Source organism: Acidobacterium sp. S8, assembly GCF_009765985.1.
GTDB lineage: Bacteria > Acidobacteriota > Terriglobia > Terriglobales > Acidobacteriaceae > Alloacidobacterium.
This window is the reverse complement of the sequence record NZ_LMUM01000037.1, coordinates 601,630-624,362: the sequence shown is the minus strand read 5'-3', so window position 1 is coordinate 624,362 and position 22,733 is coordinate 601,630. Positions and strand designations below refer to the sequence as shown.

At 52.2% G+C, this 22,733-nt stretch carries 15 protein-coding genes; 8 read left to right on the top strand and 7 right to left on the bottom strand.

From position 1 onward, the window contains the following. Positions 1–88: 88 nt before the first annotated feature. Together GSQ86_RS21370 and GSQ86_RS21365 are read left to right on the top strand one after the other, a co-directional pair. A complete protein-coding gene (locus GSQ86_RS21370; protein WP_158752179.1) occupies positions 89–1,099 on the top strand; it encodes an ABC transporter permease in 1,011 nt (336 codons plus the stop codon). A gap of 2 nt (positions 1,100–1,101) precedes the next feature. Continuing rightward, a complete protein-coding gene (locus tag GSQ86_RS21365; RefSeq protein ID WP_158752178.1) occupies positions 1,102–2,073 on the top strand; it encodes a substrate-binding domain-containing protein in 972 nt (323 codons plus the stop codon). Between the two features lie 102 nt (positions 2,074–2,175). Here the strand turns inward: GSQ86_RS21365 and GSQ86_RS21360 are convergent, their stop codons facing one another. After that, complete coding sequence (locus GSQ86_RS21360; protein WP_158752177.1) at positions 2,176–5,703, bottom strand: TonB-dependent receptor; 3,528 nt, start codon at positions 5,701–5,703, stop codon at positions 2,176–2,178. Positions 5,704–6,089: 386 nt separating this feature from the next. On the opposite strand from GSQ86_RS21360, the gene GSQ86_RS21355 reads away from it, so the two are divergent. The 3 genes from GSQ86_RS21355 to GSQ86_RS21345 are packed head-to-tail and all read left to right on the top strand — an operon-like array spanning position 6,090 to position 10,653. After that, positions 6,090–8,828: a GH116 family glycosyl-hydrolase gene (locus tag GSQ86_RS21355; protein WP_158752176.1), complete on the top strand. Its 2,739-nt coding sequence runs from the start codon at positions 6,090–6,092 to the stop codon at positions 8,826–8,828. Beyond that, positions 8,825–9,910 (top strand): GTP-binding protein, encoded by a 1,086-nt coding sequence (locus tag GSQ86_RS21350; protein ID WP_158752175.1) that lies wholly within the window; start codon positions 8,825–8,827, stop codon positions 9,908–9,910. The genes GSQ86_RS21355 and GSQ86_RS21350 overlap by 4 nt, the downstream gene beginning before the upstream one ends. 35 nt (positions 9,911–9,945) lie before the next feature. After that, entirely contained in the window at positions 9,946–10,653 is a 708-nt protein-coding gene (locus GSQ86_RS21345; protein WP_254062536.1) for an MIP/aquaporin family protein, read from the top strand. 30 nt (positions 10,654–10,683) lie between these two features. Here GSQ86_RS21345 and GSQ86_RS21340 read toward each other — a convergent pair whose 3' ends face one another. The 6 genes from GSQ86_RS21340 to GSQ86_RS22890 all read right to left on the bottom strand — a co-directional run bounded on the left by GSQ86_RS21340 (position 10,684) and on the right by GSQ86_RS22890 (position 17,381). Beyond that, positions 10,684–11,877 carry a glycoside hydrolase family 172 protein gene (locus GSQ86_RS21340; RefSeq protein WP_216841245.1) on the bottom strand — a complete coding sequence of 398 codons (1,194 nt, stop codon included), beginning with the start codon at positions 11,875–11,877 and terminating at the stop codon, positions 10,684–10,686. 122 nt (positions 11,878–11,999) lie between these two features. Continuing rightward, positions 12,000–12,755 (bottom strand): DeoR/GlpR family DNA-binding transcription regulator, encoded by a 756-nt coding sequence (locus GSQ86_RS21335; protein WP_158752174.1) that lies wholly within the window; start codon positions 12,753–12,755, stop codon positions 12,000–12,002. Between the two features lie 259 nt (positions 12,756–13,014). Beyond that, positions 13,015–14,655: a fucose isomerase gene (locus GSQ86_RS21330; protein WP_158752173.1), complete on the bottom strand. Its 1,641-nt coding sequence runs from the start codon at positions 14,653–14,655 to the stop codon at positions 13,015–13,017. Positions 14,656–14,665: 10 nt separating this feature from the next. Beyond that, positions 14,666–16,165, bottom strand: a complete 1,500-nt coding sequence (locus GSQ86_RS21325) for a rhamnulokinase family protein (protein WP_158752172.1) — start codon at positions 16,163–16,165, stop codon at positions 14,666–14,668. Next, positions 16,162–17,085: a class II aldolase/adducin family protein gene (locus GSQ86_RS21320; protein ID WP_158752171.1), complete on the bottom strand. Its 924-nt coding sequence runs from the start codon at positions 17,083–17,085 to the stop codon at positions 16,162–16,164. Before GSQ86_RS21320 ends, GSQ86_RS21325 begins: the two co-directional genes overlap by 4 nt. 44 nt (positions 17,086–17,129) lie before the next feature. Beyond that, a complete protein-coding gene (locus tag GSQ86_RS22890) occupies positions 17,130–17,381 on the bottom strand; it encodes a hypothetical protein (RefSeq protein ID WP_174239995.1) in 252 nt (83 codons plus the stop codon). On the opposite strand from GSQ86_RS22890, the gene GSQ86_RS24030 reads away from it, so the two are divergent. The 3 genes from GSQ86_RS24030 to GSQ86_RS21305 all read left to right on the top strand — a co-directional run bounded on the left by GSQ86_RS24030 (position 17,326) and on the right by GSQ86_RS21305 (position 22,308). Beyond that, the gene (locus GSQ86_RS24030) at positions 17,326–18,201 is read left to right on the top strand and encodes a sensor histidine kinase (RefSeq protein WP_371720729.1); all 876 of its coding nucleotides are present in this window, start codon (positions 17,326–17,328) and stop codon (positions 18,199–18,201) included. The genes GSQ86_RS22890 and GSQ86_RS24030 overlap by 56 nt on opposite strands. After that, on the top strand, positions 18,198–20,954 hold the full coding sequence (locus tag GSQ86_RS21310) for a glucosidase (protein ID WP_158752169.1): 2,757 nt from the start codon (positions 18,198–18,200) through the stop codon (positions 20,952–20,954). Before GSQ86_RS24030 ends, GSQ86_RS21310 begins: the two co-directional genes overlap by 4 nt. Positions 20,955–21,096: 142 nt before the next feature. Further along, entirely contained in the window at positions 21,097–22,308 is a 1,212-nt protein-coding gene (locus GSQ86_RS21305) for a DegT/DnrJ/EryC1/StrS aminotransferase family protein (RefSeq protein WP_158752168.1), read from the top strand. Positions 22,309–22,733: the final 425 nt, after the last annotated feature.

The following is a 22,733-nucleotide window of genomic DNA, read 5'->3' as shown; positions in this document are numbered from 1 at the left end:
ACTATATAAATCAATTTGCACCGAAACAGGTATACTGAGTGCCGAAAGAGGCTTCCATCAACGTGCAGCGCTTCCAGGAGCAAGATACGTGCCAGAGATAAAATCCCTGGTCCAGAGGATGAATCCATTCGGCCCGCGGTCCAGTTTTGAGGCACGGAGTTTTCTCGCCCTGCTGGGAATCGTGGCATTAGCGGGTATCACCAGTCCCGTCACTTTCAGCGGTTCAAATATCTTTTTCCAACTAGGAAACCTGACCGACGTTTTGCGACAGATTTCGCTGATTGGAATTATCTCGCTGTCAATGACTTTCGTCATTCTGACTGCCGGCATCGATCTCAGCGTCGGCAGTCTACTCGCCTTTTCGAGTGCGGCAACTGCGATGTGCCTGACACGTTATTGGGTTGGCACGTCATTCGCTCTGCATCTGTTTCTTGCTATTGGGACCGCAATCGCATTGACGACAGCTTTAGGCGCACTGAATGGACTGGCAATTGCGAAGCTTCGAGTGCAGCCATTCATCGTGACACTTGCTTCGATGATCGGTGTGCGTGGCCTGGCAAAGTGGGGAAGCAATAACGAGAACATCGACCTCGGCTTCGGTACGGATGCTGCATCCCGATTCGCCGCCATCTTTCGCACAAAGACACTGGTCATTGGTTCCTATGCAGTGTTGGCCGGAATCTTTGGCATCCTTCTCACGCGAACGGTTTTTGGTAGATATGTACGTGCGATCGGAGACAACGAGAAGGCGGCTCATTACACTGGGTTGCCGATTCAGTCGGTGAAGATATGGGTTTATGCCCTTTCTGGGCTGCTCACTGGGTATGCCGGCGTCCTGTATGCCGCAGCCAATCATCAGGGAAACCCAAATGCCGGCACGGCGTATGAGTTGGACGCGATCGCCGCAGTTGTCATCGGGGGTACGCGTCTTTCAGGGGGCAAAGGATCAATCCTGGGAACAGTTCTTGGCACATTGATCATGGGTGTGCTGACAAATATGCTGCGCCTGAACAATGTAGACAGCAATGTCGAAATGATGATCAAGGCCATCATCATTGTGCTTGCCGTAGTGGTGCAGAGAGAAGGAAAAGCTGCCTAGTGATGAATCGTAGAGAGTTTACTACGGCCTTCGTCTCCTCTTTGTTGATCAGCGGATGTCGTACAGCGAAGCTGAAGGGCAAACGTGTCGTCGCGTTCAGTAACGCCAACAACGCCGAGCCGTATCGTGCCGCCCAAAGATCGCTTATGCAACGTCTGGTTGCGCAGCATTCTGACATGGCACTTGTCGTTGCAGACGCGCAGCAGGATAACAATAGGCAGATTGCGCAGGTAGAAACATTTATTAGGCAAAGGCCAGACATACTTATCGTTGCGCCCAATGAACGCGCCGCCCTGACGGCAGTCATGGGCGATGCCATGGATGCGAAGATCCCCGTCATCTGTCTGGAACGCGATATTATGCAGCCAAACTATACGACCTACATTCGCGCGGACAACGAAGAGATCGGCAGAATGGCGGGAGATTTCATTGTTAAAAGCCTTACTCATCGGTATGGGACGCCTAAGGGGAACATCGTTGCCCTTAGAGGATTGCTCGGCGTCGAAGGCGAGATACATAGAGACAGCGGGGCGTGTGAGATATTCAAGTCTTATCCGGAAATTAAAATTGTGGCAGATCCGGTGGCAAATTGGAATCAGTCTGAAGCGAAAGACCGAATGACTGAAGTATTGCGCGTCGAACCGCAGGTCGATGTGGTCTATGGACACAATGACCCTATGGCAATAGGTGGCTATCTTGCTGCAAGAGAGTTGGGCCGCGATAAAGGTATTACGTTTGTCGGCGTCGACGGTCTAGGCGGTCCATCCGGTGGAATTAAGAAAGTGATGGATGGCATTCTGCAAGCGACCTTCATTTATCCACTTTGTGTAGATAAAGCGATAGAAATTTCGCTGCGTATTCTCCATGAGCCTGGCTTTACGCCAGACAAAACTTACACGATGAAGTCGACGATGGTAACTCCGGAGAACGCTCCCACACTGTACAAGCAGGCGATCGATCCCGAAGCGCTCTAATATTAAGAATGCTTTTTCAGAAAAGCAAAATTGGTAGTCTGCAAGAGAATTCCAGAAAAGAAAGCGGGTTAGCATGCGTTAACTAACCCGCCGCGGAGTGCGTTACCAGATCAGCTTGAGCGCCAGCTGTATCTGTCTGGGAAGGTTTACCTGGCTGTTGACGATTCCTGTAGTTCCGTCCCCCAACGTGGTGTCGGGAGGACCAAACACTGGATGGTTGAAGATATTGAATGCCTCTGCGCGAAATTCACCTGAAAGATTTTCATAGATAGGAATTTTTTTGATTCCTGACAGATCAGTTGAAACAGTGCCTGGAGACAGGAGTCCGCTAAACAGGCGAGGCGAGTTGCCATAGGTAAACGGAGCTGGCTGACTGAAGGCGCTGACGTTGAAATAGTTATCGAGCTTGTCGGAGACCTTCCCGCCTTTTGCGGGAGAAGTCCCGTCCCAATTAGCTCGTTGCGATCCGCCATAGTTATACAGTGTGTTCGTTGCTGTATAAACTCCCAGCGGAGTTCCGCTGATCAGCGATGTAATTCCGTTCAACTGCCAGCCGCCGACAATGTAGTTGGCAACGTTACTGTTGTTCAGGAATCGCTTACCCTTGCCAAAAGGAAGCTCATAGATACCATTGACGGTAAGAACATGAGGCGTGTTGAACTCGGCAACGGACCACTCGGCACGCAGATTGTACCAGTCCTGCGTTCCCCCTCCGGAAAATGCGCCACCGGGAAATCCTGTTTCTGATGATGGTAAATTGTCCATCAGTTTTGAAAACGTATAAGAGCCCGAGAGGCTGAAGCCGTCAGCAAACCTTCTTTCAACCTTCACCTGCAATGCGTTGTAGTCTGACGCTCCGAAAAAAGAACTGTTGCCTAAGGTAACGCTACTGAATTGCGGATATGGCCTTAGAAGTTGGCTTCTAGCAACAGTCGGACTGCTGAGAGAACCGCTTGTAATCTGTCCATAAAAGGGATTCTGGACTTGCGTATTCAAATCATCTCCCATAGCCAGATACTGGTCAGGCATCTGATTTGGGTTAAAGTCGCCATAAAGGTGAACGCCTCTGCCGCCAGCGTACGCGATATCCAGCACGAAATTTGCACCTACGTTCGTCTGCACATCCAGATTCCACTGCTGGGCGTAAGAAACCGGACGATTCCGTTGCATACCTACAACCGACTGACCAAGCTGAGTTGCGAGACCGAGTGTACTGTTCGTCGGTAATATAAAGCCCTGCGGGAACGGATTGGACAATGTATTCAGCGGTGTAACGTTATCGAGCGTACCCACCCAATTCGTTGAAGCTAAATAACCCGTATTCGGTACAGAGTTACCATTGAATCCAGCTCCACCAAGCGGGGCAAAGAAGATTCCATAGCCGCCGCGGATCGCTATGCGATCTGTAGCAGCATAGGCGAAGCCTAATCTGGGCTGCACTTCTTTGCGGAATGGATTGAATTCATAACGGGAGAGCCCATTAGTGCCGGGGAATTCCAGGCCGCCGGTCAATTGAGGAAGGGTGGATACCTGCAGCGGAGATACGGCGGTGGAGTTCCAGTCGGTGAATCGATTAAACCGCTCCACCCAGGGAGCACTGTAGTCGTATCGAATGCCAAGGTTCAGCGTCAGTTTCGGATTCAGACGCCAATCATCCTGAAAATATGCCCCGTAGTATTTGCTGGAAAGGTATTGGTTAGGACCGCCGCTACTTGTATTGCCTGAGCCTGTTCCCGCGAGCATGGATGCCAGACCGACGCCGGATCCAGCCGAAGTAATCGGATTCGGCCCCTGTGTGAAGTTTGGACTGAAATTGAAGGATGGACCGGCTGGTTCATAACGTGGTGTAGCGAGCCACTGAATTCCAAAATTTCCTCCCATTTTGAATGTGTGGGAGCCGTGGACCAGCGTGAGGCCACCGTACTCATGCAAATCGGGATAAACATCTCCGAGGGTATAGCAACCGCCGCCCATGAGGCCGCCACCGATATTTCCCAATGATAGATTCAGTCCTAAGCCGCTGACACCAACACTGGGAAAACATGGCGTGTATGACTGCGCCAATGTGTCGAAGTAAGATGGCAGGCCGACAACGGTGGGACTGACATCATATCCCGGAATTCTGCGTCCGATGTAGTACCGAACGTAGCTGCTGTTCAGATCGAGTACAGCATTTGGAGTAAACGCATTGGTATAGTCGACCGTAATTTGCTGTTGCCGAAGAAAATCATTTCCTGCAGTGGGATTGCTGATCACATAATTTGGCGATGAACTTCCGTAAAGATTAGGCCGCGTCTGACTTGTATCGTTAATCGAGTAGCGTCCAAAAAGCTTTTGTGTCGGGGTAAAAGCGTGGTCAATACGCAGTGAAAAAGAGTTCTCATGAATCGGTGAGCTGTAATTTGTGTAGTAATTGTTTGCTCCCGTGACCGAGTCGCCTGGCTGGTTGGGCAACGGCAGATAGGCCAATAAAGCGGCGGCGACTGGATCAATCTGACCCGAAGGTATTTTGTTTCCTGGATACTGCGTCCTTATATACTGACCGGGATTGGCAGGGTCAGGGACGGTTGAATATGGGTTATAAATTGGGATTACCTGACCCTGGCTGTTATAGGTGCTGGAGAAATCTCCCGTGCGTTGCGCTGCGGTCGGCAAAGTTCCGACAGCGGAGCCTGCCTGAATCCAGCGAATTCCCTCATAAGCTATGAAAAAGAAGGTCTTATCTTTACGTATGGGGCCACCAAGCGTGGCGCCAAACTGATTGAATTGAAATTTCGCTCGCGCTAAGCCCGCGCGATTCGAGAAGAAATCGTTTGCGGCCAAGCCAGTGGTACGGAAAAATTCCCATGCCGACCCATGAAATTGATTGGTGCCGGACTTCGTGATTACATTAAAAGCGCCCCCGCCTGTATTCGAGAACTCAGCACCAAGGTTGTTGGTCTGCACCTTATATTCCTCAACAAGGTCAACGATTGGGAAGTAACCGGGGCCTGTGAAGGCCGGTTCAGAATTGATGCCGCCATCCAGAAGAAAGGTATTTTGGTTCGGGCGCGAACCGTTGATAGAAATGAACTGATCGTTATATTCATCGAAGGCAGCCTGGGAAAAACCGGACGGCGCGATCACTCCGGGCACCAGCGAGGCAAAGCCATAAGAGTTGCGTCCATTCAAGGGCAGATCGACTACTGATTTATTCCCAATCACCTCGCCAAGAGAGGATGTCTGCGTTTCCAGTACGGGCGGGGCACCAGTAACGACTACCGACTCGGTCACGGCGCCCACTTCAACGGCCAGGTCTACCGTCAAGGTCATCGCCACATCAAGCTGAACATTATCTTGAATGAATTCTTTGAACCCCGCAGCTTTTACCGAAAGTTGATACATAGCGGGTTTCAGAATTGGAAACGAATAATAGCCAAGATTATTTGAGGTGGTTGTGGCCGATTGGTTTGTTGCCTTGTTCAGAAGATGGACTTCTGCGCCAGGCACCACGTTCCCTGTCGAGTCCCGAACTGTTCCGACGATTGTTCCTGTCGCGGTCTGGGCTTCTAAAGAAGGGCTGGTACTGAGAAACGCGATCGCAATAACGGCAAGCGTAACTGTAAGCAGTTTCGTAAGATTTCTGCGCATGTAGTCCTCACAAGAAACTTCTTTTCTTTTTCTATTGGCTCGAGGCCACGCTATCGAAAGAAATCGACGGCGAATTTTGAACCAGATAAGAATTAGAAGAAACAAGATGAAACTGTCAAGGTATTAATTGAAATATTAAGAACGATTGTGATATTTATTGAACCTATCGCCTCAGGTTGATGGCAAAAACATACGCTCGAGAGCGGACGGCTTTCGAGCATCCGTCTCAGGAAAGCGAAATTGAGAACCCTTTAAATGGCAATTTGAATGAATTTCCGAGAAGATGAGCTGGACGAAATTGGGGCGATTTAACTCCGCACCACAATAATTCACATTCACTTTGCAGCAATATTAAGGTTGTACACCAGAGCCCAGATGGAGCAATTATGAGCCTTAAGAGTACGCTGCCACGCCGGCAGTTCCTGAAGCAAGCCGCCGGAGCTGTGGGAGCCGCCACACAGATTGGTCCTTGGTCATCCTTTGCCCAAACAACAGAAGCCACGTCCACCCAAAGCGTTTCCGCCATTGATGCTCTCAACGGCGGAACAGCAGCAGACATTTCTTATCCCCGGATATTTCGCGGCAACGGATTGAAGATGATCTCGTTTCCGCTGGGTGGTGTGGGAGCGGGAAGTCTTGGACTCGGCGGACGGGGACAGCTTCGGGATTGGGAGATATTTAACCGGCCCGCGACAGGAGCTTCACCTTCATATGCATTTCCAGCGATCTGGGTTCAATCAGGCAATGAAAAGCCTGTCGCACGCGTTCTCGAGGCACGCATTCTTCCTCCATATGAAGGTCAGGATGGATTAGGCTCAAAGAACTCGCCAGGTTTGAGCCGGCTGCAGGGGGCGACATTCACTGGTGAATATCCTCTCGCGCACATTGACTTTGAAGATTCGCAGCTGCCAGTTCACGTTGAGCTCGATGCGTTCTCACCCTTCATTCCTCATGACCCCGATGACTCAGGGTTGCCCGTAGCGATTCTGCGCTATCGTGTGACCAATCCCGGCTCTCGTCCTGCCAAGGTTGGCATTGTATTTTCAATCGACAATCCCGTAATCAGCAACGCCAATAAGGAAAATGAACAGAAACGGGTGAACGAATATCTGACCGCAGGCGAACTTGCAGGATTGAAAATGAGCAATCCCGGTCTGGATAGCAGCGACCCGATGTACGGGTCCTTCGTACTCGCAGCCGTACCGGAAAGAGACCTGACCATAACGCATTGGCGTGGATGGCCTAAGGGCAGATGGTGGAACTCTCCGTTGCTTTTCTGGGATGCATTTTCTGCTGAGGGACAACTTGGAGCGGAGTCTGATCCATATGGCTCTGTGGGCGCTCTCTGTCAGCACCGAACAATCGCACCCGGCCAATCCGCGCAATTTACTTTCCTGCTGGCGTGGCATTTCCCCAATCGCACACCGGCATGGTGTGGATGGACTGCTCCGTCGGGGAAAGAAAAAACCGTTATCGGCAATTTTTATGCGACTCGCTTTCACGATGCATGGGAGTCCGCGCTCTTCACAGCTAAAAATATGGAACGGCTCGAAAATCGCACACGGGCTTTCGCGGAGGCTTTCAGAAAGAGCACATTGCCAGCCGTTATCAAAGAGGCTGCCAGCGCGAATCTTTCTACTCTGGCATCCACCACCTGCTTTCGCACTGCGGACGGCGAGTTTCACGGATTTGAAGGCAGCGATGACACGATCGGTTGCTGTTATGGAAATTGCACACATGTCTGGAACTACGAGACTGCAACTGCGTTTCTCTTTCCATCGCTGGCCCGTTCCCTGCGGAAGGCGGCTTTCGGCTTTTCCGAAGGCGATGAGGGAGCCATTCGAGCGCGCCAGGTTCTCCCTGACGGAGAAACGCGCGACGATATTGTTGCCACCGACGGACACATGGGTCAGATCATGCATGCTTACCTGGACTGGAAACTCTCGGGAGACGATGCATGGATGCAGGCGATGTGGCCCCGGGTCAAGAAAGCAATCGCTTTCAGCTGGGTTTCAGGAGGATGGGACCCCCACAAAAGAGGCGTCCTAGACGGCGTACAAAACAATACTTATGATGTGGCATTCTTTGGCCCGAATCCCATGTGCAGCATTTATTATCTGGGCGCGTTGCGCGCATGCGAAGAGATGGCGCAGGCTGTGGGGGATACTTCCTCGGCCAAAGAATATCGCGATCTTTTTGAGACCGGCAGCGAGTGGATCGACGCGAACCTGTTTAACGGCGAATTCTACATCCAAAAAATTCAGCCCTATAGAAAAGATGAAATCAATCCGGTTCTCCAGATTGGCTCAGATGGTTTCGATCCCGAACGCCCTGAATATCAGGTAGGCGAGGGCTGTCTCATCGATCAGCTTGTCGGCCAGTATCTGGCTCATGTCATGGGCCTCGGACTTCTTGTATCGCAAAAAAACATCTCGACTACACTGCAGTCAATCTACAAATACAACTACAAACGTTCTCTTGTAGATCACGATACTGTCCAGCGAACGTTTGCCCTGAACGATGAAGCTGCGTTGGTCATCAGCGATTATGGAACCGCCCCTCGACCACGTATACCGTTTCCTTATTTTGCCGAGGTAATGACGGGCTTTGAACATTGCACGGCCGCGCTGATGATCTACTCCGATATGCCGAATCAGGGAGTCGAGTGCATCCACAATATTCGCGCGCGCTATGATGGCGAAAAACGCAACCCCTGGGATGAAGCAGAATGCGGCCATCACTATGCTCGCGCAATGGCTTCATGGACCAGCGTAGTCGCGCTGAGTGGTTTTCAGTTCGATGGACGTCAATCATCTATCATCGCAGTGCCAAGAATTCCTCACAAAGAGTTCGATTGTTTCTGGTCAACTGGCACAGGCTGGGGAACATTCTCTTATCAGCCGATTGCAGGAGGTGGCACACGCTTTACTCTTCGTGTACTCGCTGGAAAACTTCCCTGCCGATCCTGCGAAATCTCTGGGACTGGTACCGCCGTAGCCGCTCGCAGCAATGGCAAAACCTACAAACATTCCGCCAGCCAGCGGGACGGTAGAACTACCTTTCAGCTTAATGAACAACTTGTCATAACCGAAGGTAACGACCTTCAGCTAGAGATGCACGCATGAATCAGCACGCCTCGGTGTCAAAGCCCTGGATTGTTGTCGTCGGTGGATTTCTTGGTGCTGGAAAGACAACTCTCTTGCTGTCCGCCGCGCAGGAATTGGAAAAACGTGGCTTACGAAGCGCTTTGATCCTGAACGATCAGGGCGACGCGCTGGTCGATACCGAACTGTCTGCACTGCATGGCCTGAACCACGGAGAAGTAACGGGTGGTTGTTTCTGCTGCAGGTTCTCAGACCTTATTCATGAGATCGATGCTCTGCGCCAGCATTCCCCGGATGTGATCTTTGCGGAACCGGTAGGAAGCTGTACCGATATTTCGGCCACTACGCTGCTGCCTTTGCGCGAATACACCGAAACCTACCGGCTCGCCCCCTTTACCGTTTTGGTGGATCCTGCGCGTGCCAGAGAACTGCTTCGCGAGGATGGCGAAGCTAACATGAAATTTTTGTTTCATAAGCAGCTACAGGAAGCCGACATCCTCTGCTTCACGAAGTCCGATCTGAGTCAGGATTATCCGGAGATTCCGGGCCGTTCTGTGCGGCAAATAAGTGCGAAAACCGGACAGGGCGTGGCCGCGTGGCTTGATGAGGTCCTTTCCGGCAATCTTTCCGCCGGAAGTAGAGTTCTTGACATCGATTATGAGGAGTATGCTCGCGCCGAAGCAGCGTTAGCGTGGCTGAACCTTCATGTCGACATTGAATTGACAGAAGCTGCCTCGCCGGCTGTTGTTTTGGGCCCGTTTCTGGATCGTTTGGATTCCGATTTCACTGCCTCAGGCATCATAATCGTTCATTTAAAAGCGATTATTCAATCGGCCGCCGGATTTGTGAAAGCAGCTATTTGTGCGAACGGAGAAGAACCAGCTGTCGAAGGGACGCTCGACGCGTCACCCTCCCTGAAACATAATCTGCTTCTGAATCTTCGCGTTTTGGGAAAAGCGGAACTAGTTCAGAAAATCGTTGAGCGAAATCTCGACTCCATAGACGCACATTTCAGTGATCTAGAAATCAGTTGCTTCCATCCATCGCCACCGAAACCGGAACGCCGCGTAACCGATGCTCCACATGCATTGCGGGTCTCCTAATTAGAACGCTACTCGGAATCTACGAGGTAAAGAAGTTGCTCACAGCAAGTTTGTGGAAATGTGCGACGGCTGAAGCGATCGGTACAGGGATGCTCGTGGCTGCCGTCGTGGGTTCGGGCATCATGGCTGAGCGCCTGTCAAACGGAAATATCGCGATTGCATTACTGGCAAACACAATCGCTACTGGAGCTGCATTAGTTGCGCTCATCCTCACATTCGGACCTATCTCGGGAGCGCATTTCAACCCGGCAGTTACGCTCGCAGATGCTACCCAACATGGCCTGCCATGGCGAGCCGTTCCTACCTACATCCTTGCGCAATGCATCGGAGCTGTTACCGGCGCCCTTGCTGCGCACGGCATGTTCGGGCTCCCAATCATCTCCCTGTCCACGCATATTCGAAGTGGACCAGCACAGTTATTCAGCGAATTCATTGCTACGTTCGGCCTGTTAGCCGTGATCTGGGGCTGCTCACGAACGCAGATATCGAGTATTCCTTATGCGGTAGGCGCATACATCACAGCAGCATACTGGTTTACGGGTTCGACTTCCTTCGCGAACCCAGCGGTCACAATTGCACGATCGCTGACGAACACTTTCGCGGGGATTCGTCCTCACGACGTATTCGGATTTATCTTTGCGCAGCTTGCTGGTGCCGCTGCAGCGACCTGGCTCTTCCGCTGGCTGAGTCCGAATATTACAGCAAACGCCAAGCAGATTGTTGTTCCTACAGAGCAGTCTTAGGAGCGCACCTTTGTTGAACGCCGCCATCTGTCAACGCGGCCAGCGCTCCGATAGTGGCGGAAATGCGGGGAACGGCGTATGCGGTTCCTTCTGGTACCAGTACGCGACAGATGCAACATCATCCGCCAGAGGTTGGTACTTCCCATTTGGCCACCAGCCCAAAGCCTGAATTGTGACCTTCAAATCCTTATGGAAAACAATGGGGTCTGCAATATGCCAGCGGTACAAACTCCATTTCGGCACACCGAGCCCGTTATTTTTCGCCTTGAAGTCAAGAACGTTCCCGACATACGGCGTTGAGTAAATGGCGGGAAAACCCCAGTCGGCCCCAAAATAGTCTTCCGTTCCGGTTCCCACAATCGTTGGATTCTCAGCGTCTCCGTCGATGAAGAACTTTACCTCGCCTTCTCCGAACCATCCATCTGACAATTGTGTCCATGAAAGGAAGGTGCCGACGTATCGGCCTTCACCTTTGAGGCTATCGAGAATCGTGTAAGACGGATTGGTGCGGCTTGTCGTGGCTCTTCGCCACTGGGCATGGAAGTACCCTTCATTCGCGGCTATCGGCCCTTCTTTGTAATCGATCTGGAAGGTTAGAAGCGGAAGTTCCTTGTCCCCGTCATTGGTGAAAGTGATACGCGCATGCTTGCGAAACGGCATCGGCCAATAGCAATTCATCGAAGCCTGCGGTACGTCTACAACCGCCGCTGAATTCACAGGCGCGAACAAATCGTGACCGATGGCAAAGAAATCCGTCATCGGAGTTTCTACCGACGGCGTAGTCTCGTTGTCCCAGTAAAATCGGAGTACGCTGGCGCGCCCCACCCCTCGAAAATCAGCACTGGAGGCCATCCAGATATGTTCGATTGTTCCCGGGCCGTCCACATCCATGATTGTGACCGTACTATGGGCGGCGACCTTAATGAACGGTCTCACTTTCCAGCCTTTTCCCAGATCTGAGGCTGCAATTGAAAACGAGAGGTCCGGATCGGCCGGATTCGGTGTTGCCATGGCGCCTTTGCCTTTTTGCCCGGTGGGATTCTCAGGGGATACCATGCGTGAATTTACATCCGGCGTAAGAGTGGCCAGCGACCCCATATCAGAAGCCGAAGTCTGTGAGAATCCCGTGTTGCCGCAGGCAAGAAAGGTGCCCAAGGCCACCAGAATGGCAATAGGAAGTTTATAAGTGTGTCGGAAGCAGGAGCGATGCTGTGACTTTCCCATAAGATTGCCTCCTTATATGGAGAACTCTTATAAGAAGTCAAGAATTTTTATGATTTATTTTGAATTCAAAGATTCATTACAGGGAAAGTAACGGTCAGGAGCAGTTGAAATCGGGAGAGAGATTATGCAATGAGACACTCCACTTGGTTCTCGCGCAGCATTTCCTGGAATTCGCGAGAGATTTTGCTGTCCGTTACTATCTGGTCTACATCGCTCAGGCTCGCAACGTGAATCATTGCGTCGCGACCGAATTTTGAATGGTCGGCTACGATGATGACCTTGCGGGCCGCTTTAATCATCGTGCGAAGAGATTCCACGATCAGACTGTTGGAATCGCTGATGCCCACGCTTGTGATACCCCGAATTCCCATAATGAGGATGTCTGCGGAAACGCTGTTTAGCATCCTCTCGCAAATAGGTCCGAGTTGCACGCCGAGCCTTGGAAAAAGATAGCCTCCGGTGAGTGTCACCTCCACCTGCTTGCTGTCCCAGAAGATTTGCGCGACCGGAATGGAGTTGGTGATGATCTGAACGGATTTGCCGATCAGGTTCTTGGCCACTTCGGCGACAGTGGAACCACCGCCCATAATCACCGTCTGGCCGTCCTCCACGAGGGAGGCGGCAACCTTCCCGATGCTCGTTTTTTCATCGTGAGAACTGATCGAGAGACGCCCGAAATCCATGACCTCATCTCTGGTCTGGAGCGAAATCGCGCCCCCATGCACTCTCCTCAACACTCCCTTCCGTTCCAGTTCCATCAGGTCACGACGGATGCTTGATTTTGAAGCATTGAAGCTTTTACACAGCTCCTCGAAGTTCACAAATTCCTGCTTTGTGAAGAGTTCCTGCACCTTTAATATGCGTTCTGCCTGCCTCATGGTGGCGATTATAGCCGTTGAAAGAAGTGAAAATGAATTTTATTGGAGGATAACGGACAGGTAGACAACCAGGAATTCCACCTATGATCCGATCCGACATGGATCACGAATCTGGGGTGGATTCCGTCGCCGGATTGAGCATAGCGATCATCGTCGATCGCGTTCTCATCAATCAACGTGGAATATTGCCTCGCAGCGGTTTGTACCACGCTCATCTTCGTCTCCATTGAATCTTCTTTTTACAGATCGGAGTTCCCTGCTAGATCCCGCACAAGTTCACCTGAAGTCCCAGCTCCGCCATCATGGCCGCCTTTGCAGCAAGAGCTTTTTTAGCATCTTCGAGACTTGGCGCATAGGCTACGTTCATATGATTTGCGCGATGTCGCGCCATGAACTGATCGCGGTTCACACCATGAAGAACGGCTTGCATGATGGGCCATTGCGAAGTCACCGACTGCCATCGACGCTCCGTCTCGGCCTCGGGTAGTTCGACGACGGTCGCCAGTCCCATGTCCACGTGCAGCTTTCCGCCTTCCACAAACACGCGGCTCCAAACGATGGTTCCCGGCTTGCATATTCCCTTCAGCGTTCCGCCGCCCAACCGGAAATACATAGGCGGCTGCCGCTCGCTTAGTGCCTGTTTATATCCACCTTTGAAGTGCGATGCGGGTGCCGCGCCCGATATCTGGAAGAGCCAAACGAAATCGTCGATCCCTTCTCCTTTATAGTGTTCGCCCCAGCGCACGTCATGGAGTGTCGTTGCCGGATCAAATCCCATCGCGTCCCACACTCGATTCGTGACCAGAGCATCCAACCCGGCACACTCATCCACCTCATTGAAATGAGGGAGCGCCTTTCCTGCGAATAGCTCCTTGCCGTTTTGATCAAAAGCGGGTGGACGCTCGACATTGTTCAACAAACCTTCGACTAGATCAGAGGCAGGCGTTAAATCTTTTAATCCCTGCTGATACTGAATGCCGATAGCATCGCATCCAAATGCGTCGGCTATCCGCAAAGCGGCGATGTACATCTTGCACTGTTCGAGGATTTGACGGTCAGTAAGTTCGGTCTCTTCATTCATTCCTGTGCGGAAAGTCATCCCCGCCTTATCGAGCCACGTCCGAATCGCTTGCGCCTCTGCGTCGGAAACATCCCGCATCGCAACCACCAGCGCCGACTGGCTCAATCGTTCCTTATATATCCCAGCCGAATTCAACAGATAGTCTTCAACGATCGCGTTCGACATTCCCATACAGCCTTCATCGAAGACACCGAAGATGGCCTTACGGGCCTGAAGGGTTTTCGCGAGCGCAACTCCCAGTTGCGTCTCTGGTTTTGGCAAATCTTCGATATCGAGAGCGCGCACGTGGCTCAAATCATGCTGGATTTTTTTCTGCTTTAACCATTGCCGCAACCCATCGCGGAAAAATTTGTCATCGAAGTTTTTGCTCCAGAGGGTACTGAACGCTACGCCGGCTTTATGCAGACAGCCATTAAGATTCAGCATGCCAACCAGGCCGGGCCACTGTCCCGACCAATTGGCGACGGTAAGAATAGGGCCGCGATGGCTCTGCAATCCAGCCACCACATTGTGACTGTATTGCCATACGGCCTCCGCGACAATGACGGGTGCATTGGGATCAATCGTCGCAAATACGTCCATACCCATGCGCTGGTTGTAGATGAAGCCATGCTCCAACTCCTCTATATAAGGGTGGGCTCGCCTTATGGTGATACCTTCCTGTTTGAAGGCTTCGATCAGCTGTTGCTCCATTGCGGCCTGGGCCGGCCAGCAAACTTTATTCGCCGATTGGCGCAGGTCTCCGCTCGCCACCAGCAGCACTTCTTTTTCAGCAATCGGTGACGGCGCTTTCACCGCGGGGATCGTATACGACGACATGGAATTCTCCTTAATTCTCTCGGGTCATATCCTTCTGCAAATGTTCGCATCGCATGTAGGCTTCATCCCAGGCATCGCTGGTATGTGGTTCGAATGAGCAACACTGAACGGAATCTGCGAGCGCAACTCTGGCTGCCGATAAATGTGGCAGATACCCGGTGGCGACCGCTTGCATCATTACGTTTCCGAGTGCAGACGCCTCGGCAGGGCCACTTATGACCAGCCGATTGCAGGCATTCGCCGTCATCTGGCAGAGAAACGTATTGAGCGAACCGCCCCCGACAATCCGGATCGTTGCGATCTTTTTCTGAATGAGAAGCTCTAATTGCTCAATAACGGATCTATATTTCAGGCTCAGGCTTTCAAAGGCACTCCGCGCAATCTCACCAACGCTGTCTGGCACGAATTGTCCCGTTGCCCGACAATATTCCTGGATAGCTTTGGGCATGTCGTCCTGTACTTGAAAGCATTCCTCATCTGGATCGAAAAAGCTACGCAAAGGCTTTGCCGCAGTTGCCGCACGAATCATATCAGCCCACCCGAAGTCGTGACCCTGTAGTTTCCAGCGACGCATGCACTCCTGCAGAATCCAAAATCCGGTCACATTCTTCATCAGCAGCACTTTGCCATCGGCGCCGCCTTCATTGGTAAAGTGCAATTCTCTTGCGTTTTCGGAGAGGTTGGGCTCGGCTATCTCCGTTCCAACAAGGCTCCATGTTCCGCTGCTAATGAAAACGCTGTCTCCATCCATATGAGGAATCGCCGCCACAGCGCTTGCAGTGTCATGTGAAGCTACGGAAAGCGCCGGAATCGGGCTCACAAAGCCGCAATCGCGCAGCACGCTTTTGCTCACTGATCCAACAATCGTGCCCGGCATGATTACTTGTGGAAAAAGCGACGTCGGGATACCAGCCTTGAGAAGAATCTCTTCCGACCAACTACTCTTCGAGAAGCTGTATAGCTGCGTCGTAGTCGCCTCGGTATATTCAACATTCTTTTCACCGCTCAAAAAATATAGCAGCAGATCCGGAATCATGAGCAGGGTGTCAGCCTGTTGAAGTTGAGGATCCCTTTCCAACACCATACTGTAAAGCTGAAAGAGTGTGTTGATAGCCATCGTCTGCGTGCCAGTCGCCGAAAACGTATCGCGCTCAGAGAATAACTGAAAAAAGCGCTCGACCACGCCTCGCGTTCTTCCATCTCTATAATGAACCGGATTGCCGATGAGGCGACCGCGCTTATCGAGAAGGCCGAAGTCCACGCCCCACGCGTCGATGCCGATGCCTTCCGGCGAATCGTCATAGCGGGCGTGATACTTTTTCAAGCCTTCCTGCAGATGACTCCAGATTCCCAGCACATCCCAGTAAAGGCCGCTATCGAGGCTTACTCCGCCATTGGGAAAGCGGTGTAACTCTTCAAGCGAAAATTGTTTGCCATCCCACTGGCCGACCATCACTCTGCCGCTGGATGCTCCCAGGTCAGCAGCTATGAATTTCGCTTTGTGGATCATGCACCCTTTTCGATGAAGGCACGTACCTGGGCAGCCAATGAGGCGACAAGCTGTTCGACCTCTTCCTTCGTCGGTTGAATTGAAGACAGCGAGCAGCCGCTTTCTGTATCACTTTCGAATATTGTAGTGCTGTCGGGGGGCAAAGGAAGGCGCGCATCTGGAAGACCAAGCCGCCGCTTGATGGCAAGCAGATCAGCGATTTTATCTGGCGGGATCTCCGGCAGCGGAGATTTAAGTTGCGATGCGATCATGACAGTCTTGCAATAGGTATCCACAACCTCGACATACCACTCTGCATGAGTCACCGTATCAGCCCAGCAAACGACGCCGTGATTCGCAAGAAGAATGGTGTTGTGCTGTTTCACAATCGGAAGAATAGTACGTGCAAACTCCATCGTGCCCGGAGTCTCGTACGGCGTCAAAGCAAGCGGACCGACGAATACCTCCTGCTCCGGTACAAGGTTACCCGGAGGGACAACGCCCGCAATGGCATGAGCTGTGGCATAAGGCGGATGACAATGAATAACGGCATTTGCAATCGGCACTGTCTTGTAGATTTCGAGATGGAGAAGCATTTCACTGCTTTGCGGCCTGGTTCCAATAATCTGACGATTCTCCATATCGATCAGCGAAAAGTCATCCATCGTGAGATCGGCTTTGCTGCAAAGAGTTGGCGTGCAAATGACGTACTTTGAGGACAGCCGTGCGGAAATATTGCCGCCATTGCCATCCACATATTGCCGTTCCCAGAGCTTTTTCCCGGCCCGTATGATCTCTTCTTTGATCTCAGTCGCAACCGACGAATGAAAGAGCTCGACAGGTTCATGACTATGAGGAAGCCCACTTTCATTTGCCTCGAGACAATTCCGGAGGGCTTTGCGGATAATATCGGAAATTAATTCTTGTTTTGAAGTATGCATTTGCCGACAGCCAAATGACACACTATCGTCATATTATTTCATTGTCAATCCATTTCGATCCAAAATAGATCGTTTTGCGGCACCTTGGACCAAGCGAGCACCCAGTGATATCGAGTCGGGTCGACTGCGTCACATTTTTGCCATGCAACCGGATTGCGCGGAAGTCGTCGAATAACTTCCTGACCTTCCCTGTACATTACGGTCAGAAAGTAGTTGTTGCCGCTGTTCAGATCGATCCAGATGCTTGGAGCAATCATCTGGTTGGAAGTAAGCGCCGTAATGAGGTTTGAGACCACCTCTTTTTTCGGTCAGTCTAAGCTCGCTGGCACGCATGCGGTCGATAGCGATGCGCAGGGATGGATAGACGGGGTCTGCAAATGCAGGACCATCCTTTTAGTCTCAGCACTTGTAGATGAAGTTTTGAGCTTGCTCGAAGTCACCATGGAGGAACGTCATATCTCCGTCAGCCGCGAGAGTGAATTGATTGGACTGGCAAAGGTACAAGCAAATCGAAGTCTCTTGCGTACCGCATTTCTCAATGTCCTTCACAATGCCCTCAAATTCTCCCCGAATAACTCAACCCTGACAATCTCCTACTCTCGTTCAGAAGCTCCTGCTCCTATGCTGCTCATTGCTTTCCAGGATGAAGGTCCCGGAATTGCGTCTGACGATCATCAGCGAGTGTTTGAACGCTTCTTCACCAGTACCGCGGAAAGTGTCTCTTCGAAGAGCGGATCCGGCCTGGGCCTCTCTGTTGCGAAGCTTGTCATCGATCGAATGGGGGAGATATCAGGTTTGATGAAAAGACGCGAGCCGGAGCCAAATGCATCATCACTCTACCTGTTTCTGATTGATCTATCGATTGAATCTGGGAATGAAAAGTCGAGTCCGCCATGGAAGGGGCGAAGTCAGTCGAACACACTAAAGGTGGCTACGGATGAGGAGATGGGGAACAATGACCCGCGACCGAATGGGCAGAATTCGTCGAATCCATCATCGAACATATTCATCCCCCCCTTGTTGCGATCTTTGGGCAGATCGGGAAATAATGGCTCCTGCCTTGCCCGATCGAATTGGCGTTTTGAATTGGGCGACCGCCAGAGGAGAGATCGATGACCAAGGAACAGCGCCGACTGGATGAAGCCCGCTCGAAAGAGATCTCGTGGAAGAAGTGGGGTCCCTACCTAAGTGAACGGCAATGGGGAACCGTGCGAGAAGACTATAGCGAGGACGGGAACGCCTGGAATTACTTCACGCACGATCAGGCGAGGTCGCGAGCGTATCGCTGGGGTGAAGATGGTCTGGCAGGCATTTCCGACAATCACCAGATTCTCTGCTTCGCGCTGGCTCTCTGGAACGGCAAGGATGCGATCCTTAAGGAGCGTCTCTTCGGATTGACGAACAGCGAAGGCAATCACGGCGAAGACGTGAAAGAGTACTACTTCTATCTCGACAGCACACCCACACACTCCTACATGAAGTACCTCTACAAGTATCCGCAGGCGGCGTATCCATATTTGGACCTGATTGAGACAAATCGCGATCGCGGACGCCAGGCGCTGGAGTATGAGTTGCTCGACACCGGCGTCTTCAACGAGAACCGTTACTTCGACGTATTTGTTGAATATGCCAAAGCCGGATCGGACGACTTGTGCATAAAAATCAGCGTTGCTAACCGCGGCACTGAAGCCGCCACGCTGCACGTGTTGCCGACCCTTTGGTTCCGCAATACCTGGTCATGGGAAAAGGACGCCGTCAAACCTATTCTGGCAGAGCAGCAAATGAACGGTGTGAGCGTGATCTCGACTCATCACAGCGAACTGGTCTCTCACGAATCGTTTCTCGACTACAAGCTCTACTGCGAGGGGGCGCCACCGCTTCTGTTCACCGAGAACGAGACCAACAACGCGCGACTGTTCGGCGGCCAGAATGCTTCGCCCTATGTCAAGGATGGCATCAACGACTTCGTCGTGAATGGCAATACTCAGGCGGTAAACCCGGCGAGGACGGGGACCAAGGCATGTCCGCTTTACGTACTGAACATCGGTCCGGGAGAGACGCAGGTTGTGCGTCTGAGGCTAGCACACCCGCTTCGGGATGTACCGGAAAAGCCCTTCAACGATTTCGACGAGATCTTCGCCGAACGTAAGAAAGAGGCGGACGAATTTTACCGAAGCATCACGCCGCCCGCAGTCATGGCCGATCCGGATCGTGCTCTTGTTATGCGGCAGGCGTTGGCCGGCATGCTCTGGAGCAAGCAGTATTTCTATTACGATCTCAACAAGTGGCTGAAGGAACATAATGTCGGACCAGGATCAGCCGCCGAGGCACGCCAGAAGGTGCGAAACAGCGAGTGGTTCCATATGGACAATGACGACATCATCTCCATGCCGGACAAGTGGGAGTACCCCTGGTATGCAGCATGGGATCTCGCGTTTCACATGCTGGCGTTCCAACAGGTGGACTCAGATTTTGCGAAGTCGCAACTCGACCTGATACTCCGCAACGATTATCTTCACCCCAACGGGCAGATGCCTGCCTACGAGTGGAATTTCAGCGATGTCAATCCGCCAGTGCATGCATACGCCACCATGCAGATTTACCTGACGGACAAGGAGCGAAACAATGGTGAGGGAGACCTCCAGTTCCTCGTCTACGCATTCTCCAAACTGTTAGTCAACTTCACCTGGTGGCTCAACCGCAAGGACCGTTCGGGAAACAATGTATTCGAGGGCGGTTTCCTTGGTCTGGACAATATTGGTGTGTTCGACCGCAGCTCGCCGCTGCCCACAGGCGGATATCTGGAACAGGCGGACGGGACTGCATGGATGGTGTTCTTCAGTCAGCAGATGCTGCGTATTGCGGTAGAACTCGCGCTGCATTTCCCGGCCTTCGAGGAATTCGTCAGCAAGTTCTTCGAGCACACCATGTGGATCGCAGGAGCGATGGACCGCATGGGCGAGTGTCAAGATAAGATGTGGGACGAAGAGGATGGTTTCTTCTATGACGTGCTTCGTTTACCCAATGGTCAGGCCGTCCGCCTAAAAGTGCGATCCATGGTCGGTCTTTTGCCGCTGGCCGCGGTCGCGATCTTTGAGGAAGACGTTCTCGAGAAGTTACCGACAGCCAGGAAACGTATCCGGGAATTTATGGAACGCCATCCCGAACTGCAAGCGAACCTTCATATGCCAAGCACCCCGGGTCTCGCAGGCAGGCGCATGCTCGCTACTGTGAACGAAGACAAGCTGCGCCGCATTCTGGCGAGAATGCTCGACGAAAATGAATTCTTCGGTCCGCATGGCATCCGCGCGCTCTCGCGTTATCACCTCGACCACCCCTTCGTTTTCGGCCTTAGCGGCCAGGAGTATCGCGTTTCCTACCTGCCAGGCGACTCGGACAGCGGGATGTTCGGCGGGAATTCCAACTGGAGGGGGCCAGTCTGGATGCCGGTGAACTTCCTGCTCTATCTCTCCCTCCTACGGTTGGGTGCCTATTACGGCGACTCGTTCAAGGTGGAGTGCCCGACCGGTTCGGGAAAACTCCTGACTTTGTTCGAGGCCGCCCAGGAGTTAGCTGAACGGCTCATTGGCACATTTGTCAAGGACAGTGCCGGGCGCAGGCCTGTGTTTGGAGGGACAGAAAAATTCCAGACTGATCCCCATTGGCGAGAAAACATCCTTTTCTACGAGTACTTCCATGGCGACAACGGCGCCGGTATCGGCGCGAGCCATCAAACGGGTTGGACAGGCTGCATCGCCCGGATCATCCAAGCAAACGGAGCTTTTACCGCCGATCAACTTAATGAGAAGAATCTTGAGCACGTTGCCATCAGAATGGGCAGGGGTATGAGTCCTTCAAAGGAACGATGAATGCGTCCCTTTGATTATGCCTTCGCTAGAATCGCGCCAGTTGGAGCTACTGGCGTGTACTGATGAAATGGTGATTATTTTTTAACTAAAGAGTTGTCAGACCTTCTTCCGTCGCGATGTCGGAGGTAATCCATAAAATATTTTGACTGAAACTCAATTGGCAATCGAAGGTGGCGAACCTCTTCGCAAAAATCCATTTGCTCCGTGGCCATCCTTCACTCCGGAAGAGATAGCTGCAGCTACACATGTTCTCGAATCAGGCAGAGTCAATTACTGGACCGGAGACGAAGGCAGGCAATTCGAAGCGGAGTTCTCTGCCTTTACAGGGTGTAAGCATGCAATTGCGGTGGCCAACGGCACCGTTGCGCTGGAACTTGCATTGCAGGCACTCGGCATAGGTCCCGGGGATGAAGTCGTCGTTCCCAGTCGTACATTTATTGCCTCCGCCAGTTGTGCCGTCATGCGCGGAGCAAAGCCGGTGATCGCCGATGTCGACCGCGATTCGCAAAATATCACAGCCGATACCATTCGGCCTGTTCTCAGCCCGCGCACTCGCGCTATTGTCACCGTGCACCTTGCGGGATGGCCGTGCGATATGGATCCGATTCTCGATCTTGCTCGCGAATATCGCCTAAAGATCGTTGAAGACTGCGCACAAGCACCCGGAGCTACTTACAAAGGGCGCCCCGTAGGTTCCATGGGCGACGCAAATGCGTTCTCGTTCTGCCAGGACAAGGTCATGACCACCGGCGGCGAAGGCGGCATGCTGACGACGAACGATTCTGATCTTTGGTCCCACGCGTGGGCATTCAAAGATCATGGCAAGAGCTATGAGGCTGTATATCATCGGTATCATCCGCCTGGATATCGATGGCTGCACGAAAGCTTTGGCAGCAACTGGCGAATGACGGAACTGCAGAGCGCCATGGGCCGTGTGATGTTGCGCAAGCTTCCTCAGTCCATTCTGACGAGGCAAAAACTGGCTACGATATTGACGGAGCGTTTCTCCCAGATCCCGGCCCTCCGCGTAATTACGCCGCCCGATCATCTGACGCACTCGTTTTACAAATATTATGTTTTCCTGCGGCCAGAATACTTACGTGAGGACTGGAGTCGGCAGCGGATAGTGGATGCTGTCAATGCGGAAGGCGTACCTTGTTTTGTTGGGAGTTGCAGCGAGATATACCTGGAACGAGCTTTTCCTGCGGACCTTCGGCCAATCGAAAGGCTTCCTGTCGCCAAAGAGTTGGGTGAAACCGCGCTGATGTTTCTAGTCCATCCCACTCTCAGAGAACGCGACATGGAGGACACGGCCGGCGCCTTAACAAAAGTGCTGGCGTGTGCCACCCGCTAAGACAAAATATTCTTAGCGATAAAAGCCATCGTGAGCAAGGGCTGATGCCATAGCTATGGCTACGTTAGCGCTTCTGGCGGCTCTGCTTGGTCGGAAGAAGAGAATATCGTTCGACTTCATTTGTATAGCACGGGCATATCAAATGTACCGAATGCTCGGGGCGACTGCGTTCACGATGGTTGACATGAATCTCAGCCTGAACGCTTGTCCCCTACGAAAGTCAGCCCGAAAAATGCTCAAATAACACGCAACATTTAAGTTGTCGACTGACAGTCGGACGCGCAGACTGTCATTTCTGCCAGTTTGCTATGACGGCGTACCAGCATACCTTAGCTGCGTAGGCAGCCGTTTGGTGGCTATCTCCTGAATTGTCGAACTTGCCATGCGTGAAGGAAACCTCTGCATAGGTTCGGCATCCTCGGGAG